At 62.5% G+C, this 18,014-nt stretch carries 14 protein-coding genes and 1 pseudogene; 9 read left to right on the top strand and 6 right to left on the bottom strand.

The features are described 5' to 3' along the window. Window positions 1–147 precede the first annotated feature (147 nt). The 3 genes from LGH82_RS09215 (at window position 148) to LGH82_RS09205 (ending at window position 5,640) form a co-directional block, all read left to right on the top strand. Window positions 148–2,256: a molybdopterin-dependent oxidoreductase gene (locus tag LGH82_RS09215; RefSeq protein ID WP_227348210.1), complete on the top strand. Its 2,109-nt coding sequence runs from the start codon at window positions 148–150 to the stop codon at window positions 2,254–2,256. A gap of 108 nt (window positions 2,257–2,364) precedes the next feature. After that, on the top strand, window positions 2,365–3,168 hold the full coding sequence (gene speB, locus LGH82_RS09210) for an agmatinase (RefSeq protein WP_227348209.1): 804 nt from the start codon (window positions 2,365–2,367) through the stop codon (window positions 3,166–3,168). A 159-nt stretch (window positions 3,169–3,327) separates the two neighbouring features. After that, complete coding sequence (locus LGH82_RS09205) at window positions 3,328–5,640, top strand: cation:proton antiporter (protein WP_227348208.1); 2,313 nt, start codon at window positions 3,328–3,330, stop codon at window positions 5,638–5,640. 22 nt (window positions 5,641–5,662) lie between these two features. Here the strand turns inward: LGH82_RS09205 and LGH82_RS09200 are convergent, their stop codons facing one another. After that, the gene (locus tag LGH82_RS09200; protein WP_227348207.1) at window positions 5,663–8,335 is read right to left on the bottom strand and encodes a tetratricopeptide repeat protein; all 2,673 of its coding nucleotides are present in this window, start codon (window positions 8,333–8,335) and stop codon (window positions 5,663–5,665) included. A gap of 347 nt (window positions 8,336–8,682) precedes the next feature. On the opposite strand from LGH82_RS09200, the gene dapB reads away from it, so the two are divergent. From dapB to LGH82_RS09180, 4 genes and pseudogenes are all read left to right on the top strand, one after another. Next, a complete protein-coding gene (dapB, locus tag LGH82_RS09195) occupies window positions 8,683–9,504 on the top strand; it encodes a 4-hydroxy-tetrahydrodipicolinate reductase (RefSeq protein ID WP_413771436.1) in 822 nt (273 codons plus the stop codon). Between the two features lie 156 nt (window positions 9,505–9,660). Beyond that, a pseudogene (locus LGH82_RS09190) lies at window positions 9,661–10,673 on the top strand (ABC transporter substrate-binding protein). Between the two features lie 105 nt (window positions 10,674–10,778). Beyond that, entirely contained in the window at window positions 10,779–11,588 is an 810-nt protein-coding gene (locus LGH82_RS09185; RefSeq protein ID WP_227348205.1) for an ABC transporter ATP-binding protein, read from the top strand. Window positions 11,589–11,599: 11 nt separating this feature from the next. Beyond that, window positions 11,600–12,478: an ABC transporter permease gene (locus LGH82_RS09180; protein WP_227348204.1), complete on the top strand. Its 879-nt coding sequence runs from the start codon at window positions 11,600–11,602 to the stop codon at window positions 12,476–12,478. A gap of 10 nt (window positions 12,479–12,488) precedes the next feature. Here LGH82_RS09180 and LGH82_RS09175 read toward each other — a convergent pair whose 3' ends face one another. Next, window positions 12,489–13,847, bottom strand: a complete 1,359-nt coding sequence (locus LGH82_RS09175) for a sensor histidine kinase (RefSeq protein WP_227348203.1) — start codon at window positions 13,845–13,847, stop codon at window positions 12,489–12,491. Continuing rightward, window positions 13,837–14,505, bottom strand: a complete 669-nt coding sequence (locus LGH82_RS09170) for a response regulator (RefSeq protein WP_227348202.1) — start codon at window positions 14,503–14,505, stop codon at window positions 13,837–13,839. Before LGH82_RS09170 ends, LGH82_RS09175 begins: the two co-directional genes overlap by 11 nt. 497 nt (window positions 14,506–15,002) lie before the next feature. Between LGH82_RS09170 and LGH82_RS09165 the strand changes: the two genes are divergently transcribed. After that, complete coding sequence (locus tag LGH82_RS09165; protein WP_227348201.1) at window positions 15,003–15,215, top strand: DUF680 domain-containing protein; 213 nt, start codon at window positions 15,003–15,005, stop codon at window positions 15,213–15,215. 50 nt (window positions 15,216–15,265) lie between these two features. Next, the gene (locus LGH82_RS09160) at window positions 15,266–15,505 is read left to right on the top strand and encodes a DUF680 domain-containing protein (RefSeq protein WP_227348200.1); all 240 of its coding nucleotides are present in this window, start codon (window positions 15,266–15,268) and stop codon (window positions 15,503–15,505) included. An 87-nt stretch (window positions 15,506–15,592) separates the two neighbouring features. Here LGH82_RS09160 and LGH82_RS09155 read toward each other — a convergent pair whose 3' ends face one another. Genes LGH82_RS09155 through purM form a run of 3 tightly spaced genes read right to left on the bottom strand, consistent with a single transcriptional unit; the run spans window position 15,593 to window position 17,900 of the window. Beyond that, window positions 15,593–16,117: a SixA phosphatase family protein gene (locus tag LGH82_RS09155; protein WP_227348199.1), complete on the bottom strand. Its 525-nt coding sequence runs from the start codon at window positions 16,115–16,117 to the stop codon at window positions 15,593–15,595. A 14-nt stretch (window positions 16,118–16,131) separates the two neighbouring features. Further along, window positions 16,132–16,839, bottom strand: a complete 708-nt coding sequence (purN, locus tag LGH82_RS09150) for a phosphoribosylglycinamide formyltransferase (protein WP_227348198.1) — start codon at window positions 16,837–16,839, stop codon at window positions 16,132–16,134. After that, window positions 16,836–17,900 (bottom strand): phosphoribosylformylglycinamidine cyclo-ligase, encoded by a 1,065-nt coding sequence (gene purM / locus LGH82_RS09145; protein ID WP_227348197.1) that lies wholly within the window; start codon window positions 17,898–17,900, stop codon window positions 16,836–16,838. Before purM ends, purN begins: the two co-directional genes overlap by 4 nt. Window positions 17,901–18,014: the final 114 nt, after the last annotated feature.

Raw genomic sequence — 18,014 nt, 5'->3', positions numbered from 1 at the left:
ACCTACCGCCGGCTTCCGGAAACGAAAAGATAGGTCGCGATCCCTTGCGCGCCCCTCTGTCCTACCGGACAACTCCCCCGCAAGTGGGGAGATTGGCTAATCATCTGGTCCTACACGCGCCCTTTGAAACCCGCTAGACATGCTCCCATGAACCAGCACGCCAAGCTTCGCATCGGCCATTCGGCCTGTCCGCATGATTGCCCGTCGACCTGCGCGCTCGAGGTCGAGTTGCTTGATGGCAACCGCATCGGCCGCGTCCATGGCGCCAAGGCCAATACGTATACGGCTGGTGTCATCTGCGCCAAGGTTGCCCGTTACGCCGACCGCGTCCATCACCCCGACCGGCTGCTGAAGCCGCTGGTGCGGGCCGGCGCCAAGGGTGACGGCTTGTGGAAGGAAGCAAGCTGGGAAGCCGCGCTCGACCTTGTTGCCGAAAAGTTCGTCGCGGCTGAAGAGAAATACGGCTCGGAGACGGTGTGGCCGTACTACTATGCCGGCACGATGGGGCTCGTGCAGCGTGATGGCATAGACCGGCTGCGCCACGCCAAGAAATATTCGGGTTTCTTCGGATCGATCTGCACCAATCTCGCCTGGACCGGTTGGATGATGGGCGCCGGCGCGCTGCGCGGTCCCGACCCGCGCGAGATGGCGAAATCGGACTGCGTGGTGATCTGGGGCACCAATGCCGTCGTCACCCAGGTCAATGTGATGACCCACGCCATCAAGGCGCGCAAGGAGCGCGGCGCCAAGATCGTCGTCATCGACGTCTATGAAAACGCGACCATGAAGCAGGCCGACCTCGGCCTTGTGCTGAAGCCGGGCACGGATGGTGCGCTGGCTTGTGCCGTCATGCATGTGCTGTTCAGGGAAGGCATGGCCGACCGCGCCTATCTCGAAAAATACACGGACGACCCGAAGGGGCTCGAAGCGCATCTGCTCACCCGCACGCCGGAGTGGGCGGCTTGCATCACCGGTTTGACGGTCGCGGAGATCGAGGCCTTCGCCCGCCTCGTCGGCACGACGAAGAAAACCTATTTCCGCCTCGGCTATGGCTTCGCGCGCCAGCGCAACGGCTCGGTCAACATGCACGCGGCCGCCTCTATAGCCGCTGTTACCGGCGCCTGGCAATATGAAGGCGGCGGCGCTTTCCACTCCAATTCCGGCATCTTCAAGCTCAACCAGGATGTGCTGGAAGGCTCGAAGATGCGCGATCCCAGTATCCGCTATCTCGACCAGTCGCGTACCGGCCCGGTGCTGACGGGTGCCGCGGATGCGCTTTTCGGCGGGCCGCCGGTGACGGCGATGCTGATCCAGAACACCAATCCGGCGAATGTCGCTCCGGAACAGCGGTTGGTTAAGCAGGGTTTCCTGCGTGACGACCTGTTCACCTGCGTGCACGAGCAGTTCATGACCGACACCGCAAAACTCGCCGATGTCGTGTTGCCGGCGACGATGTTTCTTGAACACGACGATATCTACAAGGGCGGCGGCAACCAGCACATCACGCTGGGACCCAAGCTGATCGAGCCGCCGGAAGGGCCGCGGACCAACCATTTCGTCATCGAGGAACTGGCTGGACGACTCGGCGTCGCCGACCGTCCGGGGTTCGGACTGAGCGAGCAGCAGCATATCGACATTATCCTGGGCAAGCGCGGGCTGGGCAGCTTCGACAGCCTGAAGGAAGACAAGTGGATCGACCTGCAGCCGGATTTCGAGGCGGCACACTTCATCAAGGGCTTTGGCCATGCGGATGGAAAATTCCGTTTCCGAGCCGACTGGAGCGGGCAGGCGGCACCAAACCGGCCACCGAAGAGCATGGGCCTGTTCGGCCCGGTCGAGCGACTGCCGGAATTCCCCGACCATGTCGACCTGATCGAGGTAGCGGATGAGAAGCATCCGTTCCGGCTGACGACATCGCCGGCGCGCAATTTCCTAAATTCGACCTTTTTGGAAACGCCGGTGTCGAAGGCCAAGGAAGGTCGTCCTGAGCTCCTGCTGCATCCCGACGATGCAGCGGCCCACGGTCTGGCGGACGGCGACCGCGTCGAGATCGGCAACACGCGCGGCGAAGTGGTGCTGCATGCAAAGCTGTTCAACGGCATCAAGCGTGGCGTCGTGATCGCCGAAGGCATCTGGCCAAACAGCGCTCATGAGCGCGGCGAGGGCATCAATGTCTTGACCGGCGCGGACGCACCGGCGCCCTATGGCGGCGCCGCCTTCCACGACAACAAGGTCTGGCTGCGCGCGGCGCGATGAGCACTGGTTCAATGGCTAAGCGGAATCGCGCTGCTGGCCATTGAAGTGGCTCCCGCAACACCGCGCTCGGCGTGAGAGATATCAAGTACTGCAAGGGGGACGCTGACCATGGCCAAGATCTCCATTCTGGGAGTTCCCCACGACGACAATTCCTCCTTCATGAAAGGTGCCGCTGAAGCGCCTGCCCATATCCGCTGGGAACTGCACTCCGACGCGTACAGCATGTGGAGTGAAACCGGCATTGACCTTGGCGCCGTCGGCAGGCTGGTCGATCATGGCGATATCGAGTTCGGCGCCGGCGATCCATGGGACCTGATCGAACGTGAGGTTGGGCATGCCATGGAGCCGGGCGATCCGCTGATCTGTCTCGGCGGCGACCATGCCATCTCCTATCCGATCCTGCGTGCCGTGCGCCGGCGTCACCCCAGCCTGACGATCCTGCATATCGACGCCCACCCCGATATCTATCACGCCTATCAGGGCAACCCGCGCTCCCATACCTCGCCGTTTGCCCGGATCATGGAGGAGCGGCTCGCTGATCGTCTGATTCAAGTGGGACTGCGCACCGTCAACGATCACCATCGCGACCAGTTCAAGCGGTTCGGCGTCGAGGTGATCGAGGCCAGCCATTTCAGCGAGACCTTGCGGCTAGACATCACGACGCCCGTCTACATCTCGATGGACCTCGACGGTCTCGACCCCGCCTTTGCGCCCGGCGTGTCGCACCGGGAACCCGGCGGCCTGTCGACCCGCCAGGTGATCAATTTGATTCAGACCATCAGCCAGCCCATCGTGGTCGCTGATATCGTTGAATATAATCCTCGCTGCGACATCTCCAACCTGACCGCGATTGTCGCGGCAAAATTGTTCAAGGAGATTGCCGGGGTGATGGTGAAGACCGCTAGCCACTGACGGTGCCCGTCAACATCGTCACGCTGATTACGCTGCCTGATTGCAGCCCTCGCGATTGGGAGTGATCAGCCAAACTCTTTCCTCGATACGCATCTGGAACCGCAACGCAACGGCGCGTCGCGCGTTACTGCGACACGCGCATTGTGCGGTGAGGGCTTGATGATTTCCCATACGTCGACCCGATCCTTCGCCCCGCTTCTGCTGGGGGCATTGGTCGCCGCGTTTGCAACCGGCGCCTGGGGAGCCGAGACCGGCCATACGTCGGGCATGGGTGGCTCGGGAGAAGGGATTTTTGTCGCCCAGATCGTCCTTCTGCTGGTCGTGGGGCGTGGCTTGGGCGAAGTCCTACAGCGTTACGGACAGCCCGCGATCATGGGTCAGCTGATCGGCGGTATCCTGCTTGGCCCGTCGCTTTTCGGCTGGCTGTGGCCATCCGCGCAGCATCTGATCTTCCCGGGCGACCCCGCGCAGAAGAGTATGATGGATGCGGTCTCGCAACTGGGTATCCTCATGCTGCTTCTGCTGACCGGCATGGAAACGGATTTGCGCCTGGTGCGCAGGGTTGGCGCCGCCTGTTTTTCCATCTCGATCACCGGCGTCGTCGTGCCCTTTGTCTGCGGCTTCGCGCTGGCGCAGTTCCTTCCCGACAGTTTGCTGCCCGACCCGACGCAACGCGTTGTCGCCGGGCTGTTCCTCGGCACCGCGCTTTCCATCTCGTCGGTCAAGATCGTCGCCATGGTGGTGCGTGAGATGAACTTCATGCGCCGCAACCTCGGCCAGGTCATCATCTCCTCGGCGATCATCGAGGACACGATCGGCTGGCTGATCATCGCCATTACCTTCGGCATTGCCACCAACGGCCAAGTGCAATTGGTGCCTCTGCTAACGACGGTTGCGGAGGTCGCTCTGTTCATGGTGTTCGCCTTCACCATCGGCCGGCGTCTTGTCTTCACCTTGATCCGCTGGACCAATGACACGTTCCGCGGCGAATATGCTGTTATCACCATGATAATCGTCATCATGGGGGTGATGGCGCTGATCACCAATCTGATCGGTGTGCACACCGTACTCGGCGCCTTCGTCGCGGGCATACTGGTCGGCGAGTCGCCCATTCTTTCAGGCCATATCGAGGAGCAGCTTCGCGGCGTCATCACCGCGCTGTTCATGCCGATCTTCTTTGGCATGGCCGGGCTCTCGGCCGACCTGACCGTGCTTGCCAACCCGACGCTGGCCATGCTCACGGTGTGTCTTGTCGTCATTGCCAGTGTCGGCAAGTTCGGCGGCGCGTTCATCGGCGGCAAGCTTGCCGGAATGTCGATCAAGGAGGCCACCGCTGTGGGCAGCGCGATGAACGCGCGCGGCTCGACCGAGGTCATCGTCGCCAGCATCGGCCTGTCGATGAACATTCTCTCGCACAACCTCTTCACCATGATCGTCACCATGGCGGTGCTCACCACACTGGCCATGCCGCCTATGTTGCGCTGGGCGCTGGGCCGCTTGCCGGTTGGGCACGCCGAAAAGCAGCGCGTCGAACGCGAGACATTGGACGAACGTGGCTTCGTCTCGAAACTGGAGCGGTTGCTTGTGCTGGTCGACGACAGCCGGATCGGCAAGTTCACCGCCTACCTCGCGGGGCTGGTTGGCGGTGGCAGCGGCATGCCCACCACCTTGCTGCGGCTGAGGGATGGTCACCTCGCAAGGCCCGAAGATGCGAGGGTGCCGGACGGCACGCTGAAGGAAATCAAGAAAGGGGCGGAAAAGAGCGCCAGGGCGGTCAAGCAGACCGAAGACACGCTTGTGGAAAAGGTGCATCTGACGGCACGCACCGAATCCCAGGCGACGCGCGAGACCATCGCTCAGGAAGCACGCAAGGGCTATGGCATGCTGCTGATAGGCCTTGAGGATGTCCTGACAGAAAAGAGGTCGTTCACGAAAGCACTCAATGAGATCACCGAAGGTTTTGACGGACCGCTTTGCCTGGTTCTGAACGGAGCCAGCGGCGCGACCAAGATGCCGACGCTGAGCGCGGGAACCAGCATTCTCGTTCCGGTCAATGGCACGGAAGTGTCGCGCCGTGCCGCCGATTTCGCGCTGGCGCTGGCGCGCTCCCATCAGGCAAGGGTCAAGGTTCTATATGTCTCGCAAGGCGCTGCCGGAGGCGGAAGGTCGACCTCTGTTTCGCATCGCCGCGAAGAGGCCGTTCTCAAGGACATAGCCGATTTGGCCGACCGCTATGGCGTTCCCGTCGACACTGCAATTCGCACACGTACCAATCCCGACAAGGCGATTGTCAGGGAGGCCTCAAAAAATGCCGCCATGATCGTCATGGGCGTCACTCAACGACCAGGCGAAGAGCTGTTTTTCGGTGATACGGCGACAGCCGTTGTGGCGTCATGCAATTGCCCGATCGTGCTCCTGGCCAGCGAGCGCATCAAGCGGGCCGATGCCGGTGTCGAGCCCGTGGCCGCATAAGTTGGGAGTGGCGTTGAGTTGATTACTTCGCCGCCTGCGCATCCAATGTCTTGATTTCTTCGGCTGCCGCCTTGCGTGCGGCGGCGTCCACGCCCGTCGCGCCTTTGCTTTTGCCGAAGGCGATAAGAGCGGTACGAGTATTGTCGTCGCAGCCATCGCTTCCGAGATCGGCGACGCCGGCTTTTCGGGCGGCTGCCAGCACCGCATCGCAGGCGCCGGGCGCGAAGGCAAACTGGCCCATCACGCCACCGAGTGTCAGCGGATCCTGCAGGCGCGGGTCGTCGCGGATCGCCTGGACGGTAGCGTTGCCGACGGCTGCGGTTTTTCTGTCCTGTGCGATCTGCGTCAGGTTGAATATGAATTCGAATTCCGGCTTGTCGACACCCTCGGGCCTGGTCACGAGAATATCCAAGGCGTAACGCGTGATTTCCTCAGGGGTCACCACGCTGCGCACGATTTTCGCCTGGTGATAATTGCGCACCAGCGCCCAGCGCGAAGCCGTGTCGCCGTAGCGGGCGAGCACATTCAGCAACTTGAGGGAGGCGAGCTTCGCTTTCTGGGTCTTGGCGGCCTCCGCCGAGGTGAAAGCCTTGTCGCGAACGCGCCCGAGTATTTCCGTGGCGACAATGTCCGTTTTCGGCGCCGCCGGCTGGGATCCAGCCACAACCGTTGTTTCGGGGGCGTCGGGGAGCGGTCCCTTCGCATCGACCCAGGCGGCCAACGCGTTGCGCACATCCGGGCCGAAGTATCCCTTGGGCTGGCCGGCATAAAATCCTTGGCTCTTCAGCGTCGTCTCGATGGCGATGCGGATCTCGTCGGGCAGTGCCTTGCCGATGCCGACAAGGTTCTGGTCCTCGAGCCCGGCGGGTGCTGCGCGAAATGCGTCCATCACCGCGCCAGCCACGGCCGCCGTTTCGGCGGCTGAGGCCTGGCCGGAGAACAGACTGCCCAGTTCCACCTTTGCCGCGTCGTCACCGAGCATGCCGACGCCCATTCTGCCAACCCCGTCATTGTAGAGTGCAATGCGTTCGGTGACGCCCTCGCGCAGCGTCATCAGCCTGTCGAAACTGTCGAAGGGGAAGGCGTCGGCGATCTTTTCCCTTGCCTCGAGCGAACCCAGCCGGGCCGCCTCGCGCCATGCATGCAGCCGCTCGCGCGGGTTCTTTTCGATGCCCAGTCCTTTGTCATAGGCCTCGCCGAGCAGAACCATGGCCTCGACGCTGCCAAGATTGGCGGCATTGATCAGCATGGCGGTCGCCTTGGCGTCATCCTGCGGATAGATCACGCCGCGCCGCAGCAGCTTGGCAAGGAGCAGGAAGGCTTGTGGTTCCTTCCGGGTCACGCCGTCATCAAGCAGACTTTTCAACGCATCGTCCGTCAGTCCATCGTCCTGACGACTTGGCCGATAGCTGGTGGAATCAAGATTGGCATATTGCGTCGCGGCGTAAAGCCAGAGCGCATCTCTGTCACCCGCATCCGCCAATGGCTTCAGCATGGCCCGAGCGAGGTTATCATCCTTGAACTGCTGGTCATCGGACAGTTCCAGCCGCGCCAGCGCCAGTCCCGCGCCTGGCTCGCCGGCAACCGCGCCGTTGCTCAGGCGCTCTACAAGCGCCGCCGCGTTGTCCACCCGCACGCCTGGATAATCGCAAAGTAGCCCGGCAAGCCGGATGGTGTCGTCAAGGTCGAACGAGGCGGACAGAAGCTTGATCGCAGCCTGCGGCTGGCGGCCGACAAGTTTGCCGTCCAGCAGCAGGCCTGCCAGTTGCGGTCCGGCCTCAGGGGTATTCTTGGCGGCCCGCAGCATCGCCATGGCGCGCTTGCCATCCGCCGGGCCGCCTTCGCCTTTTGCCAGCATGTCGGCCAGCATCGGGACGGCGTAGTCGTCGTGGCTGGCGCGTGCTTCCAGAAGCTGCCGCGCTTTTGTCGCGTCCGGCTGCGTCCCGTGCCCCAGCCTCAGCGCCTTGATGTAGGCCAGCACCGCGCGCTCGGGGCCATCCGTCCCGGCATGGGAAGCCGTTTCCATCGCGTCAAAAGCCTTGTGCTGCTCGTCGCTCGCGAAGCCATCCCGTTCCAGCGTGGTCGTGGCAATCAGCAGCGGCATGCTCGCGCGGAACCGGGCGCCGCGTTCGTCGGGCGTCTGGCCCTGGACAGGCGCATCGATGATGCGTTGCGCGGTTTCGACGACCTTGCGCGCATCTCGGCGAAGCAGCGGGCCCCGGCTATATTGGTTGAGTAGCGTCAGCAGCGCGGTGAGATGACCGGCGTCTCCCGATTTCCGCAAGCTGTCGAGCGCCATGTCGCGAGAGATGAGCGGCGTAGCGTCCGCATCGCCGTGATGGATCTGGAAGAATTCGAACAGTAGGAAATTCGCCTCGGCGCTGCCACCATCGGCCAGCAGCTTTATCTGCGGGACGAGCCAGACGAGGCCCGGCTCGTTGAGCGCCATCTTGATTCTCAGCCATTGCAGTTTCAATCGCTTTTCCTGCGGTGCACCAAGCATAGCCGCCTGACATTTGTCAGACAGGACACGCAGCTTCGTCAGGTCGAAATCGGCAGGAAAGAGCTCGTCATATTGCACCGGCGGCGCCTTGGCGTCGGGGTCGAGCGGAACGGACGCACCCTGATCGCAGGCCTTCATCGCCTCGGCAAGCGCGGCCTTCTTGGCGGCATCGTCGGGCTTTTCGGACGCCATGTTGGCTGCCCAGGGGGCGTTGGCGATGGGCAGGAGGACAAGACATGAAGCAAGCAGGATACGCAATGGCCGTAGCATTGATGTCTCCCCACAGGCATTGCCGGTCGGCGCGTCGTGACCGGACACATCAGCAAAATAGCATATTGCTCGCGTGGTGATGAGCGTGGCGCCTTCATTGGGTGGCGGCTGGGCAAGCGTAGGCGGAGCCGTGCCCATTGATCGGATGGCATGGATTGCCTGGGCCTGAATCAATCGGATAGAGCTTGGCTCTATCTTCTTGTTCGACCGAGATCTTTTCCGAACCGGCAGGTTGGGCCATGATCCCTGGATATCTTCGGAGAGCCGCCTTGTCCCAGCCGATCAGGATCGCCATTGCCGGCTCGCTGGGCCGCATGGGCCAGCAGATGGCCGAGGTCGTCGAAGCCGATTCCCGATTGGAGCTGGTCGCTCGCTTCCATCGATCCGATGCCAGCGGCGCGGGGCTGGTCAGCCGGGACGAAGCGCTTGCCGTCGCCGACGTGGTCATCGATTTCACGACACCCGCCGCATCGGCCGATCTGGCCAGGCGTTGTGCCGAGCGCGGCGGCCCGGCGTTGGTGATCGGCTCGACGGGCTTCGACGCCGCAGAACTTGCCGTGATTGCCAATGCATCGAAAGCCGTTCCGATCGTGCGCTCCGGTAGTTTTTCGCTCGGGCTCAACATGCTGATCGGGCTGGTTGAACGAGCGGCAAGGGCTCTCGGGCCTGAAGACTGGGATATCGAGATATTCGAGGCGCATCATCGCCATAAGGTTGACGCACCGTCGGGCACGGCGCTGATGCTCGGGCAGGCTGGTGCCAAGGGACGTGGCGTCGAGTTGGATACGGTCGCAAAACGAGCCCGCGATGGCATCACGGGTGCACGGCCGGCCGGAGAGATTGGCTTTGCAGTGATGCGTGGCGGCGGCATCGTCGGCGATCACGGCGTCAGTTTCTGTGCCGATGGTGAGACTGTAACGCTGTCGCATTCGGCGGGCGACCGCGGCATGTTCGCTCGGGGCGCCATTGCCGCCGCGCTCTGGGTGATGGGCCGCTCACCCGGCGAATATGACATGCGCGACGTGCTGGGGCTGGGCAAAGACGAACAGCTTGCCTCGTCGGCACTTGAGCGGACCGCAACCGGCGAGTAGCGGCTTACCGATTCGTAACGTTTGAACTGACTTTAGGATTTGCCTTGAAAGCTGGATGAAAGGTTGGTGCCATAACTGTTGGCAAGTGCCCCCATATTTGTCGCGGAAGCGATGGGAGAGAGGAGGGGTGCGGAAACCGAACAAAGGGAAGAGGCCATGTCGCTCGCGCGAATACTGCTTGATTCAGCCGCCACAACCGCACTCGTCGCCACCATTGCTTTATCCGCGCAGTCAGCGCACGCCGACGAAAAAGTTTCGATCATGGTCGGCGGCTACGAGAAACAGATCTATCTGCCCGCCAAGCTGACCGAAGCGCTCGGTTACTTCAAGGACGAGGGTCTCGACGTCGAGTTGCTGAATGAACCCGCCGGCGTCGATGCCGAAAACGAGATGCTTGCTGGCGCCGTACAAGGGGTCGTCGGCTTCTACGACCACTGCATCGACCTGCAGGCAAAGGGCAAGTTCGTCGAATCCATCGTCCAGTTCAGCCAGGCGCCAGGCGAAGTCGAACTCGTTTCGACAAAGCATCCCGAGATCAAGTCACCGGCCGACTTCAAGGGCATGAGCCTTGGCGTGACCGGCCTTGGCTCCTCGACGAATTTCCTGACGCAGTATCTCGCTGTCAAGAACGGGTTGAAGCTCGGTGACTTCACCTCGGTTCCGGTCGGCGCCGGCACTACCTTTATCGCCGCCATGCAGCAGGACAAGATCCAGGCGGGCATGCGACCGAGCCGACGATCACGCGACTGCTGAAGACTGGCGAAGCTTCCATCCTTATCGACATGCGCACGATGGAAGGCACCAAGGCTGCTCTCGGCGGCACATACCCGGCTGCATCCCTCTATATGCAGACCGATTGGGTCGAGGCGCACAAGGATACCGTGCAGAAGTTGGTCAATGCGTTCGTCAAGACGCAGAAGTTCATCAACACGCATAGCGGCGCCGAGATCGCAGACAAGATGCCGAAAGACTATTATGTCGGCGACAAGGAAGGCTACGTGAAGGCCCTCGACGCCGGCAAGGCGATGTTCACCCCCGATGGGATCATGCCCGAGGGTGGCCCGGAGACGGTGTTGACGGTGCTTTCGGCCTTCTCGAAGGACCTGCAGGGCAAGCAGATCGACCTTGCCAAGACCTATACCTCGGAATTCGTCAAGAACGCCAAGTAGCAGGCGATGCCGGCGCGGTGAACGACATCGCGCAGGCACCCGTCATTTTCACGTCCGGCGGCCTTGGCCGACGGCGGGCGTCGGCTCGTATCCAGGAGTTCCACCATGGCCCTAGAAAAGAATGCACCGGCGATCGAACTGATCAATGTCAGCCGCCGCTTCCTTTCGCCCAGCGGCAAATCGCTGACGGCGCTACGCGATTTCACAATGACCGTCGAGCGCGGTGAATTCGTTGCCGTTGTCGGCCCGACGGGGTGCGGAAAATCCACTACCCTCAACCTGGTCACGGGGCTGGCAAGCCCAAGTGCCGGCGAGGTTCGTGTCATGGGCGCGCCGGTCAAGGGGATAGACCCGCGCATCGGCTTTGTTTTCCAGAGCGATGCCCTGTTCCCCTGGCGAACCGTGATCGAGAATGTGATGGCCGGTCCACTCTTTCGCGGCAAGGCGAAGTCGGACGCCACCGTCGCGGCACGCGACTGGCTGGCGCGCGTTGGGCTATCGCGGTTCGAGCATCATTACCCACATCAGCTTTCGGGTGGCATGCGCAAACGTGTGGCGCTTGCCCAGACATTCATCAACGGACCCGAGATCCTTCTCATGGACGAGCCGTTTTCGGCGCTCGACGTGCAGACGCGCGTGCTGATGCACGAGGAACTGTTGCGCCTGTGGTCGCAGGCAAAGGCCTCGGTGGTCTTCGTCACGCACGATCTCGAAGAGGCGATTGCGCTGGCCGACAAGGTCTATGTTCTGACCGCCGGACCTGCGACCGTGAAGTCGGTTTATACTATAGACCTGCCTCGTCCGCGGGTTGTCGCCGACATCCGCTACGAAAAAAGCTTCATCGACTATTCGCGCACGATCTGGGCCGACCTCAAGGAAGAGGTCGAGACCAGCTATGCGCGTGCGGCAGCCTGAGGAGGAATGCCATGACTGATGCCGCCATAGATATCAGCTCCGGAACGTTCAGGCCGGGCACCTCCGACGCCGAAATCGAAGCCGCCGCCGCGAAGGCGGCACAGCACCGTCGCCGCACCGTGATGTTCTGGCGGGTCGCAATTCTCGTTGCTTTTCTCGGCTTGTGGGAGATCGCCGCGCGGCTAGCCTGGATCGATCCGTTCTTCTACGCAATGCCGAGCGCGATCGCGCAGCGGCTCTACGAATGGACGACCGAAGGAACCTCCGAAGGGCCGCTCTGGTACCATCTCTATGTCACCATGGAGGAAGCCACGATCGGCTTCGTCACCGGTTCTGTTGCCGGCATCATCATTGGTGTCGCGCTCGGTCGTAACCGGATGGCCGCCGATATCTTCTCCATCTACATCAAGGTGATCAATTCCATTCCGCGCGTGGTTCTGGCGCCGATCTTCATCATGATCCTCGGCCTGGGCCTCGCTTCGAAAGTGGCGCTTGCCTTCGTGATGGTTTTCTTCGTCGTGTTCCACAATGCATTCCAGGGCGTTCGAGAAGCCGACAGGGCGATGATCGCCAACGCGCGCATCCTCGGCGCTTCCAACTGGCAATTGACCCGTTCGGTGATCGTTCCGTCGGCGATGAGCTGGATCTTCGCCAGTCTGCATGTCAGCTTCGGCTTTGCCATCATCGGCGCGATCGTTGGCGAGTTCGTTGGCGCGCGCTACGGCATCGGTCTGCTGATCAACATTGCCAAGGGATCCTTCGACGCCGCCGGCATGTATGCCGCGATCGTCATAGTCATGGTGGTAGCGCTCGGCGCGGAATACTTGATGACGATGGTCGAGGATCGCCTGGCAAAATGGCGTCCCCAGCCGCTGCACGAGACGCAGTAGACGAAGTGCTTCAGCTGCCCGCCAGCGGCAGGCGCACCTCGACAACCAGACCGCCGGTCGCGCCATCCCCAAGGGTGATGCGGCCGCCGGCATTTTCAACAACCTCGCGCACGATGGCGAGGCCGAGCCCGCTGCCGTCCTCGGCCGAACCGGCGATACGGTAGAAACGCTCGAAGACTTGGTCTCGTTCGTCCTCCGGGATTCCTGGCCCATCATCGGAGACTGTCAGCACGGCCTCGTCGCCAAGTGCGGTCGGCCTCACGGTGACGCTGCCGCCGGGGGGCGTGTGGCGCAACGCATTGTCGACCAGGTTCACGATCATCTCGCGCAACATGGTGCCATCGCCGACCACTGGCACCGGCCCGGCCTCATCAAGGCCGAGATCGATGTTGCGGCCGACGGCTACCGGCACATGGGTTTCCAGCACCTGACGAGCCGCTTCGGTCAGGTCGACACGGTCGGCGCGCGGCCGTCGGCTGCCTGGCTCGGCCCTCGACAGGGTCAGTAGTTGTTCGGCCAGACGCGCCAAGCGGCCGGAGCTCGCCTGCAACGCCACCAGCGCCTCATGGCGGGCATCGGGACCTGTTTCGCGTAGCGCGTAGCTCGCCTGCGTCGACAGCAACGCCAGCGGCGTGCGCAACTGGTGCGCGGCATTGGCGATGAAGCGGCGCTGCGACGCCATCTGCGCCCGCACGCGCGCCATATAGGCGTTGAGTGCATCGATCAGCGGGCGGATTTCACTCTGCGCGCCCGGCACTTCCACCGGGTCGAGGTCGCTGCGGTCTGGCGAACGCACCGCATCGCGCAGCCTGATCAGCGGCCCCAGGCCCCGGTGGAGACCAAGCAGAACGAACAGGCCTGCAATCGCCACCAGCGCCAGCTGCTGTGTGAAGGCGCCAAACCAGAGCCGCCGCACCATCGCATTATGTCCGGCAAGCGTAACGCCAACGGTGACCGTTATCGGCGAGTCTTCGCCGGCGCCGACCACCGCCTGGCTGAAGTTCAGCAGCCGCAGCCGGTGGTCGCGATAGGTTGTTTCGGTGCTGGGCGGCGTCATTGCCTCCGGCAGGTTGGGATAGCCGGTCAGCAGCCGCCCTTGGGCGGTCTTGACGTGGTAGTAGACACTGTCGCGATCGCCGGTATCGAACATCTCGATCGCCGCCGGCGGTATCGTGGCATCGAGCACGCCATCGGTCATGGTGACCTGCTCCGCGATCGCTCGCGCCGAACCCAGCAGCATCCGGTCGGTGACCAGATCGGCGGTGGCCAGCGCACTGCCATGGCTGGTCCATAGATTGATGGCGGCAAGCCCGGCCAGGGGCAGCACCACCCAGGCCAGAAGCTGGAGGCGGAGACTGTTAATCCTCATGGCGCAACAGATAGCCCAGGCCACGCAACGTCACGATATGGACCCGCGATCCTTCGAGCTTCTTGCGCACGCGGTGCACATAGATCTCGATGGCGCTTGGGTCGGCGTCGGTCTCGAAATCGTAGATCGCCGCCGACAGTGCCGCCTTGCTCACCGTGCGTCCGGCTTTTACCATCAGTTGCTCCAGCACGGCATGTTCGCGTGGCGTCAATGCCAGCGCTTCGCCAGCCAGTGAAAACAGCCGCGTGTTGGTGTCGAAGACGAGATCGCCGCAGGCAACGACAGGCGCCGTCCGATCGTTGGCGCGTCGCAACTGGGCTCGGATGCGCGCCTCCAGTTCCTCGATCTGGAAAGGTTTGGCCAGATAATCGTCGGCGCCCTCGTTGAGGCCCTTGACCCGTCCGTCGAGGCTGGCATTGGCGGTCAGCACGATCACGGGAACGCGGTTGCCGCGCGTCCGCAATGTCCGCAACACTTCGAGGCCGCTCATGCGTGGCAAGGCGAGGTCCAGGATCACCAGCGCATGGTCACCGGCGGCCAGGGCATGCTCGACATCCTCGCCGTCATGGACGATGTCGACGACGTAATTTGCCTGTCGCAAGGTTTTGCCCAGCCAATCCGCCAGTTCACGATTGTCCTCGACCAGCAGCAGCCGCATTTTCTATCCCTGTTTCGGGGTGCTGCCCATTGCGGACCTTTGCTCTTTCGAAGGACGCCGTGCAGGTGGCCTGGCCGCCGTCCCGGAAATCAGTGCACCGACAACGGATAATATTGATCCGGTCCCGACGCAAACGCTGGGCTGATTACAGGCACGGAAAGGCTGTTCCAGGGCCTGCAATGTCTTTTATGTTTAATAATCGAACCGAACGGTTCGTTTCTGTTGACAGACCGTGCAGCATAGGGTGAACGAAGGCTGGGAAAATGCCTGGATGCCCGGTAATGGGAAATAGTTAAGCTATTGAAATAAATAGAAAAATATTGGGCTGTGGGAGCCCTTTGCGACATTTCAAGCGTCGGATTCAGGTGGTGGCGGAACATCTTCGTGATTGGAACCAACAGGAGGGTTGACCCATTTCAGTGTGGTCCGAGCGACGCGAATTCCTCCCAAGGCACGCCACTAGACGGACAGGACTAAGAACTACTGGAGTAACGAAAATGACCAAGATCGCACTTACCGCCGCCGCCATCCTCGTCGCCACGGGCACCGCTTTTGCCGGCAGCGACCATTACGGATCGAACGACGTCAATCAGCCCGCCGTGACGCAGTCCATCGACAATTCGTCCACGGGCTCGATCCAGAAGCATGGCGCGGCCGTCCAGAAGCCAGTCACGCAAGGCAGCGACAGGGACCTCTTCGGTAACCACTGATCGCGCCGTACCAGATCAATCAACCAAATCTCGAACTAGGAGTACTTAAAATGACCAAGATCGCACTCACCGCCGCCGCTATCCTTGTTGCCACGGGCACCGCTTTTGCCGGTAGTGACCATTATGGCTCGGACAATACCAACCAGTTCCCTGTCACCCAGTCGACTACCAGGCATTCCGCCAATATCGACAACTCGTATACCGGCTCCATCCTGCAGCCGAACCAGGCACAGGGTGACGCTAATTCCAACGTGCCGGCTGAGTCGGGCCGGGGCATCTGGGGTCGTTGATTTCCAAACGTCCTTGACCACAAAGAGCGGCGGGCATGGCCCGCCGCTCTTGTTTTTTGCCTGTTGGTAACGCCAGCGCCCAGGCTTCTAGCCAAGATCCTTGGGCCTGAGACAATGCCTCAGTTCGGCTGAGCCTGGGACGAGCGTTGCCCAGTCGCCATTGATGACGAGGCGGGCAAGCGCCGCGGTCGGGAATTTCTCCGCCAGTTTTTGAAGTGCCAAGGCTTTCGAAGCGGGACCGGAAAGCAGGAGCGCCAATTCTTCCAGTCCGGGATTGTGGCCGACCACCAACAGAGTGGGCGCCGAATTGTCTACTTGCCGCACCAGATCGAGAATATCTCCAGCCGAAGCGTCATAGAGCGTACGGAAAAATTCGGTCGGCACCTTCGCCGGAAATTCCGCCGCCACCAGTCTCCACGTGTCGCGTGTGCGCAGAGCCGGCGATATCAACGCCATGTCCGGCAGCCAGCCACGCCTGGCAAGTTCGCGTCCGACCAAGGGAGCCGTCTTCAACCCACGCCCCGAAAGCGGCCGGTCAAAATCGGTCAGGTCGGGATCATCCCAACTCGACTTGGCATGACGCAAGAGCAGCAATTGCCTCGTTGTCGCCATACCGGTCTCCGTGCTCAGGGCGTGATGCGCGCCAGATGTTCCAGATCGGCTTCCTCGCGCAGCGGATCGGGCGCCATGACTACCGACGTGCCATTGTCGGCATCGTCGGCGAAATGAGCAAACACTGTGTGGCCGCCTTCCATCCGCGCCTTGCCTTCCGCGACCAGTCCGAGCGCCAGCGGATAGAGCCGGTGCTCGGCCTTGAGCACGCGCGCTGCCAGCGTGTCCTCATTATCGCCGATCATGACTGGCACGGCCGCCTGGGCGATGATCGGCCCATCATCCATGTCCGGCGTGACGAAATGCACCGTGCAGCCGTGAATGCGCATGCCCGCGCGCAGCGCACGGGCGTGGGTGTCCAGGCCCTTGAAGGCGGGCAGCAGGGCAGGGTGGATGTTGACCATCCGCCCCTGCCATTTCTCGACGAAGCGCCCGCCGAGGATGCGCATATAGCCGGCCAGCGCCACAAGCTCGGCACCGAACGTGACAATCGCCGCGTCAATCGCCGCGTCATGCGCGTCCTTGCTGGCATGGTCGGCCCGCGTGATCACCTTGGTGGCGATGCCGCGCGCCGCCGCGATGCCAAGGCCCGCTGCATTGGCTCGGTCGGAAATGACGCCGACAATCTCCGCCGGATAGGCGGGGTCGCTGGCGGCTGCGATCAGCGCAGTCATGTTGGAGCCGCGTCCGGAGATCAGTACGACGGTGCGTTTCTTGTTCATAGGCCGATCGAGCCCCGATAAATGACGCCGGCGTCGCGGCGCGGCACGATGCGGCCGATCGGCGTCACCGTCTCTCCAGCCTCCTGCAGCACGGCGGCGACCTGCGCTGCCTGGCCCGAGGCGACGGCGAGGATCATGCCGACGCCGCAGTTGAAGGTGCGCATCATCTCTTCCGGCGCCACGCCGCCGGTCTTCGCCAGCCACGAGAATACGGGCGGGACGTCAATGGCGTCGAGATCGAGCTCGGCCGAAAACTCCTTCGGCAGCACGCGCGGGATGTTTTCGGGAAATCCGCCACCGGTGATGTGGGCCAACGCCTTGATGCCGTGCGTGCCACGGATCGCCTTGAGTAGCGACTTTACATAGATGCGCGTCGGCTCCAGAAGCGCCTCGGCCAATGTCTGCCCGTCGGCGAAGGGCGCCGGGTCGCTCCAGCCAAGGCCGCTGGTGGCGACGATGCGGCGGACCAGCGAAAACCCGTTCGAATGCAGGCCGGAGGAGGCGAGGCCGAGCAGCACGTCACCCTCGACGATGTCGTCGGTGGGCAGCAACTGGCCGCGCTCGGCGGCGCCCACGGCGAAACCGGCGAGGTCGTAGTCCTTGCCGTGATACATACCCGGCATTTCCGCCGTCTCGCCGCCGATCAACGCGCAGCCGGCCTGCCGGCATCCCGCGGCGATACCGCCGACGATCGATGCCCCCTGGTCGGGATCAAGCTTGCCGGTGGCGAAATAGTCGAGGAAGAACAGCGGCTCGGCGCCTTGCACGACGATGTCGTTGACGCACATGGCGACGAGATCGATGCCGATCGTGTCGTGCTTGCCGGCCTCGATGGCGATCTTCAGCTTGGTGCCGACACCGTCATTGGCCGCGACCAGGACCGGATCGGTGAAACCGGCGGCCTTGAGGTCGAACAGGCCGCCAAAGCCGCCGATCTCGCCATCGGCACCGGGCCGGCGTGTCGCGCGCACCAGCGGCTTGATCTTCTCGACCATCAGATTGCCGGCATCGATGTCGACGCCCGCTTCGGCGTAGGTGAGCCCGTTCTTGCGCTTGCTCATCACTCTTTCCCTGCTTTGCGGGGCTCTTCGCATGAACGCTCGCGCCTCGCAAGGATAACGGCGAAGTGGCCGGCCTTTGCCCCCGATAAAAGCGTGGACAGCCTGGCTTTCGCC

This window comes from Mesorhizobium sp. PAMC28654, assembly GCF_020616515.1.
Lineage (GTDB): Bacteria > Pseudomonadota > Alphaproteobacteria > Rhizobiales > Rhizobiaceae > Mesorhizobium.
The sequence above is the reverse complement of the archived record's forward strand: the minus strand, read 5'-3'. Positions and strand labels throughout refer to the sequence as shown.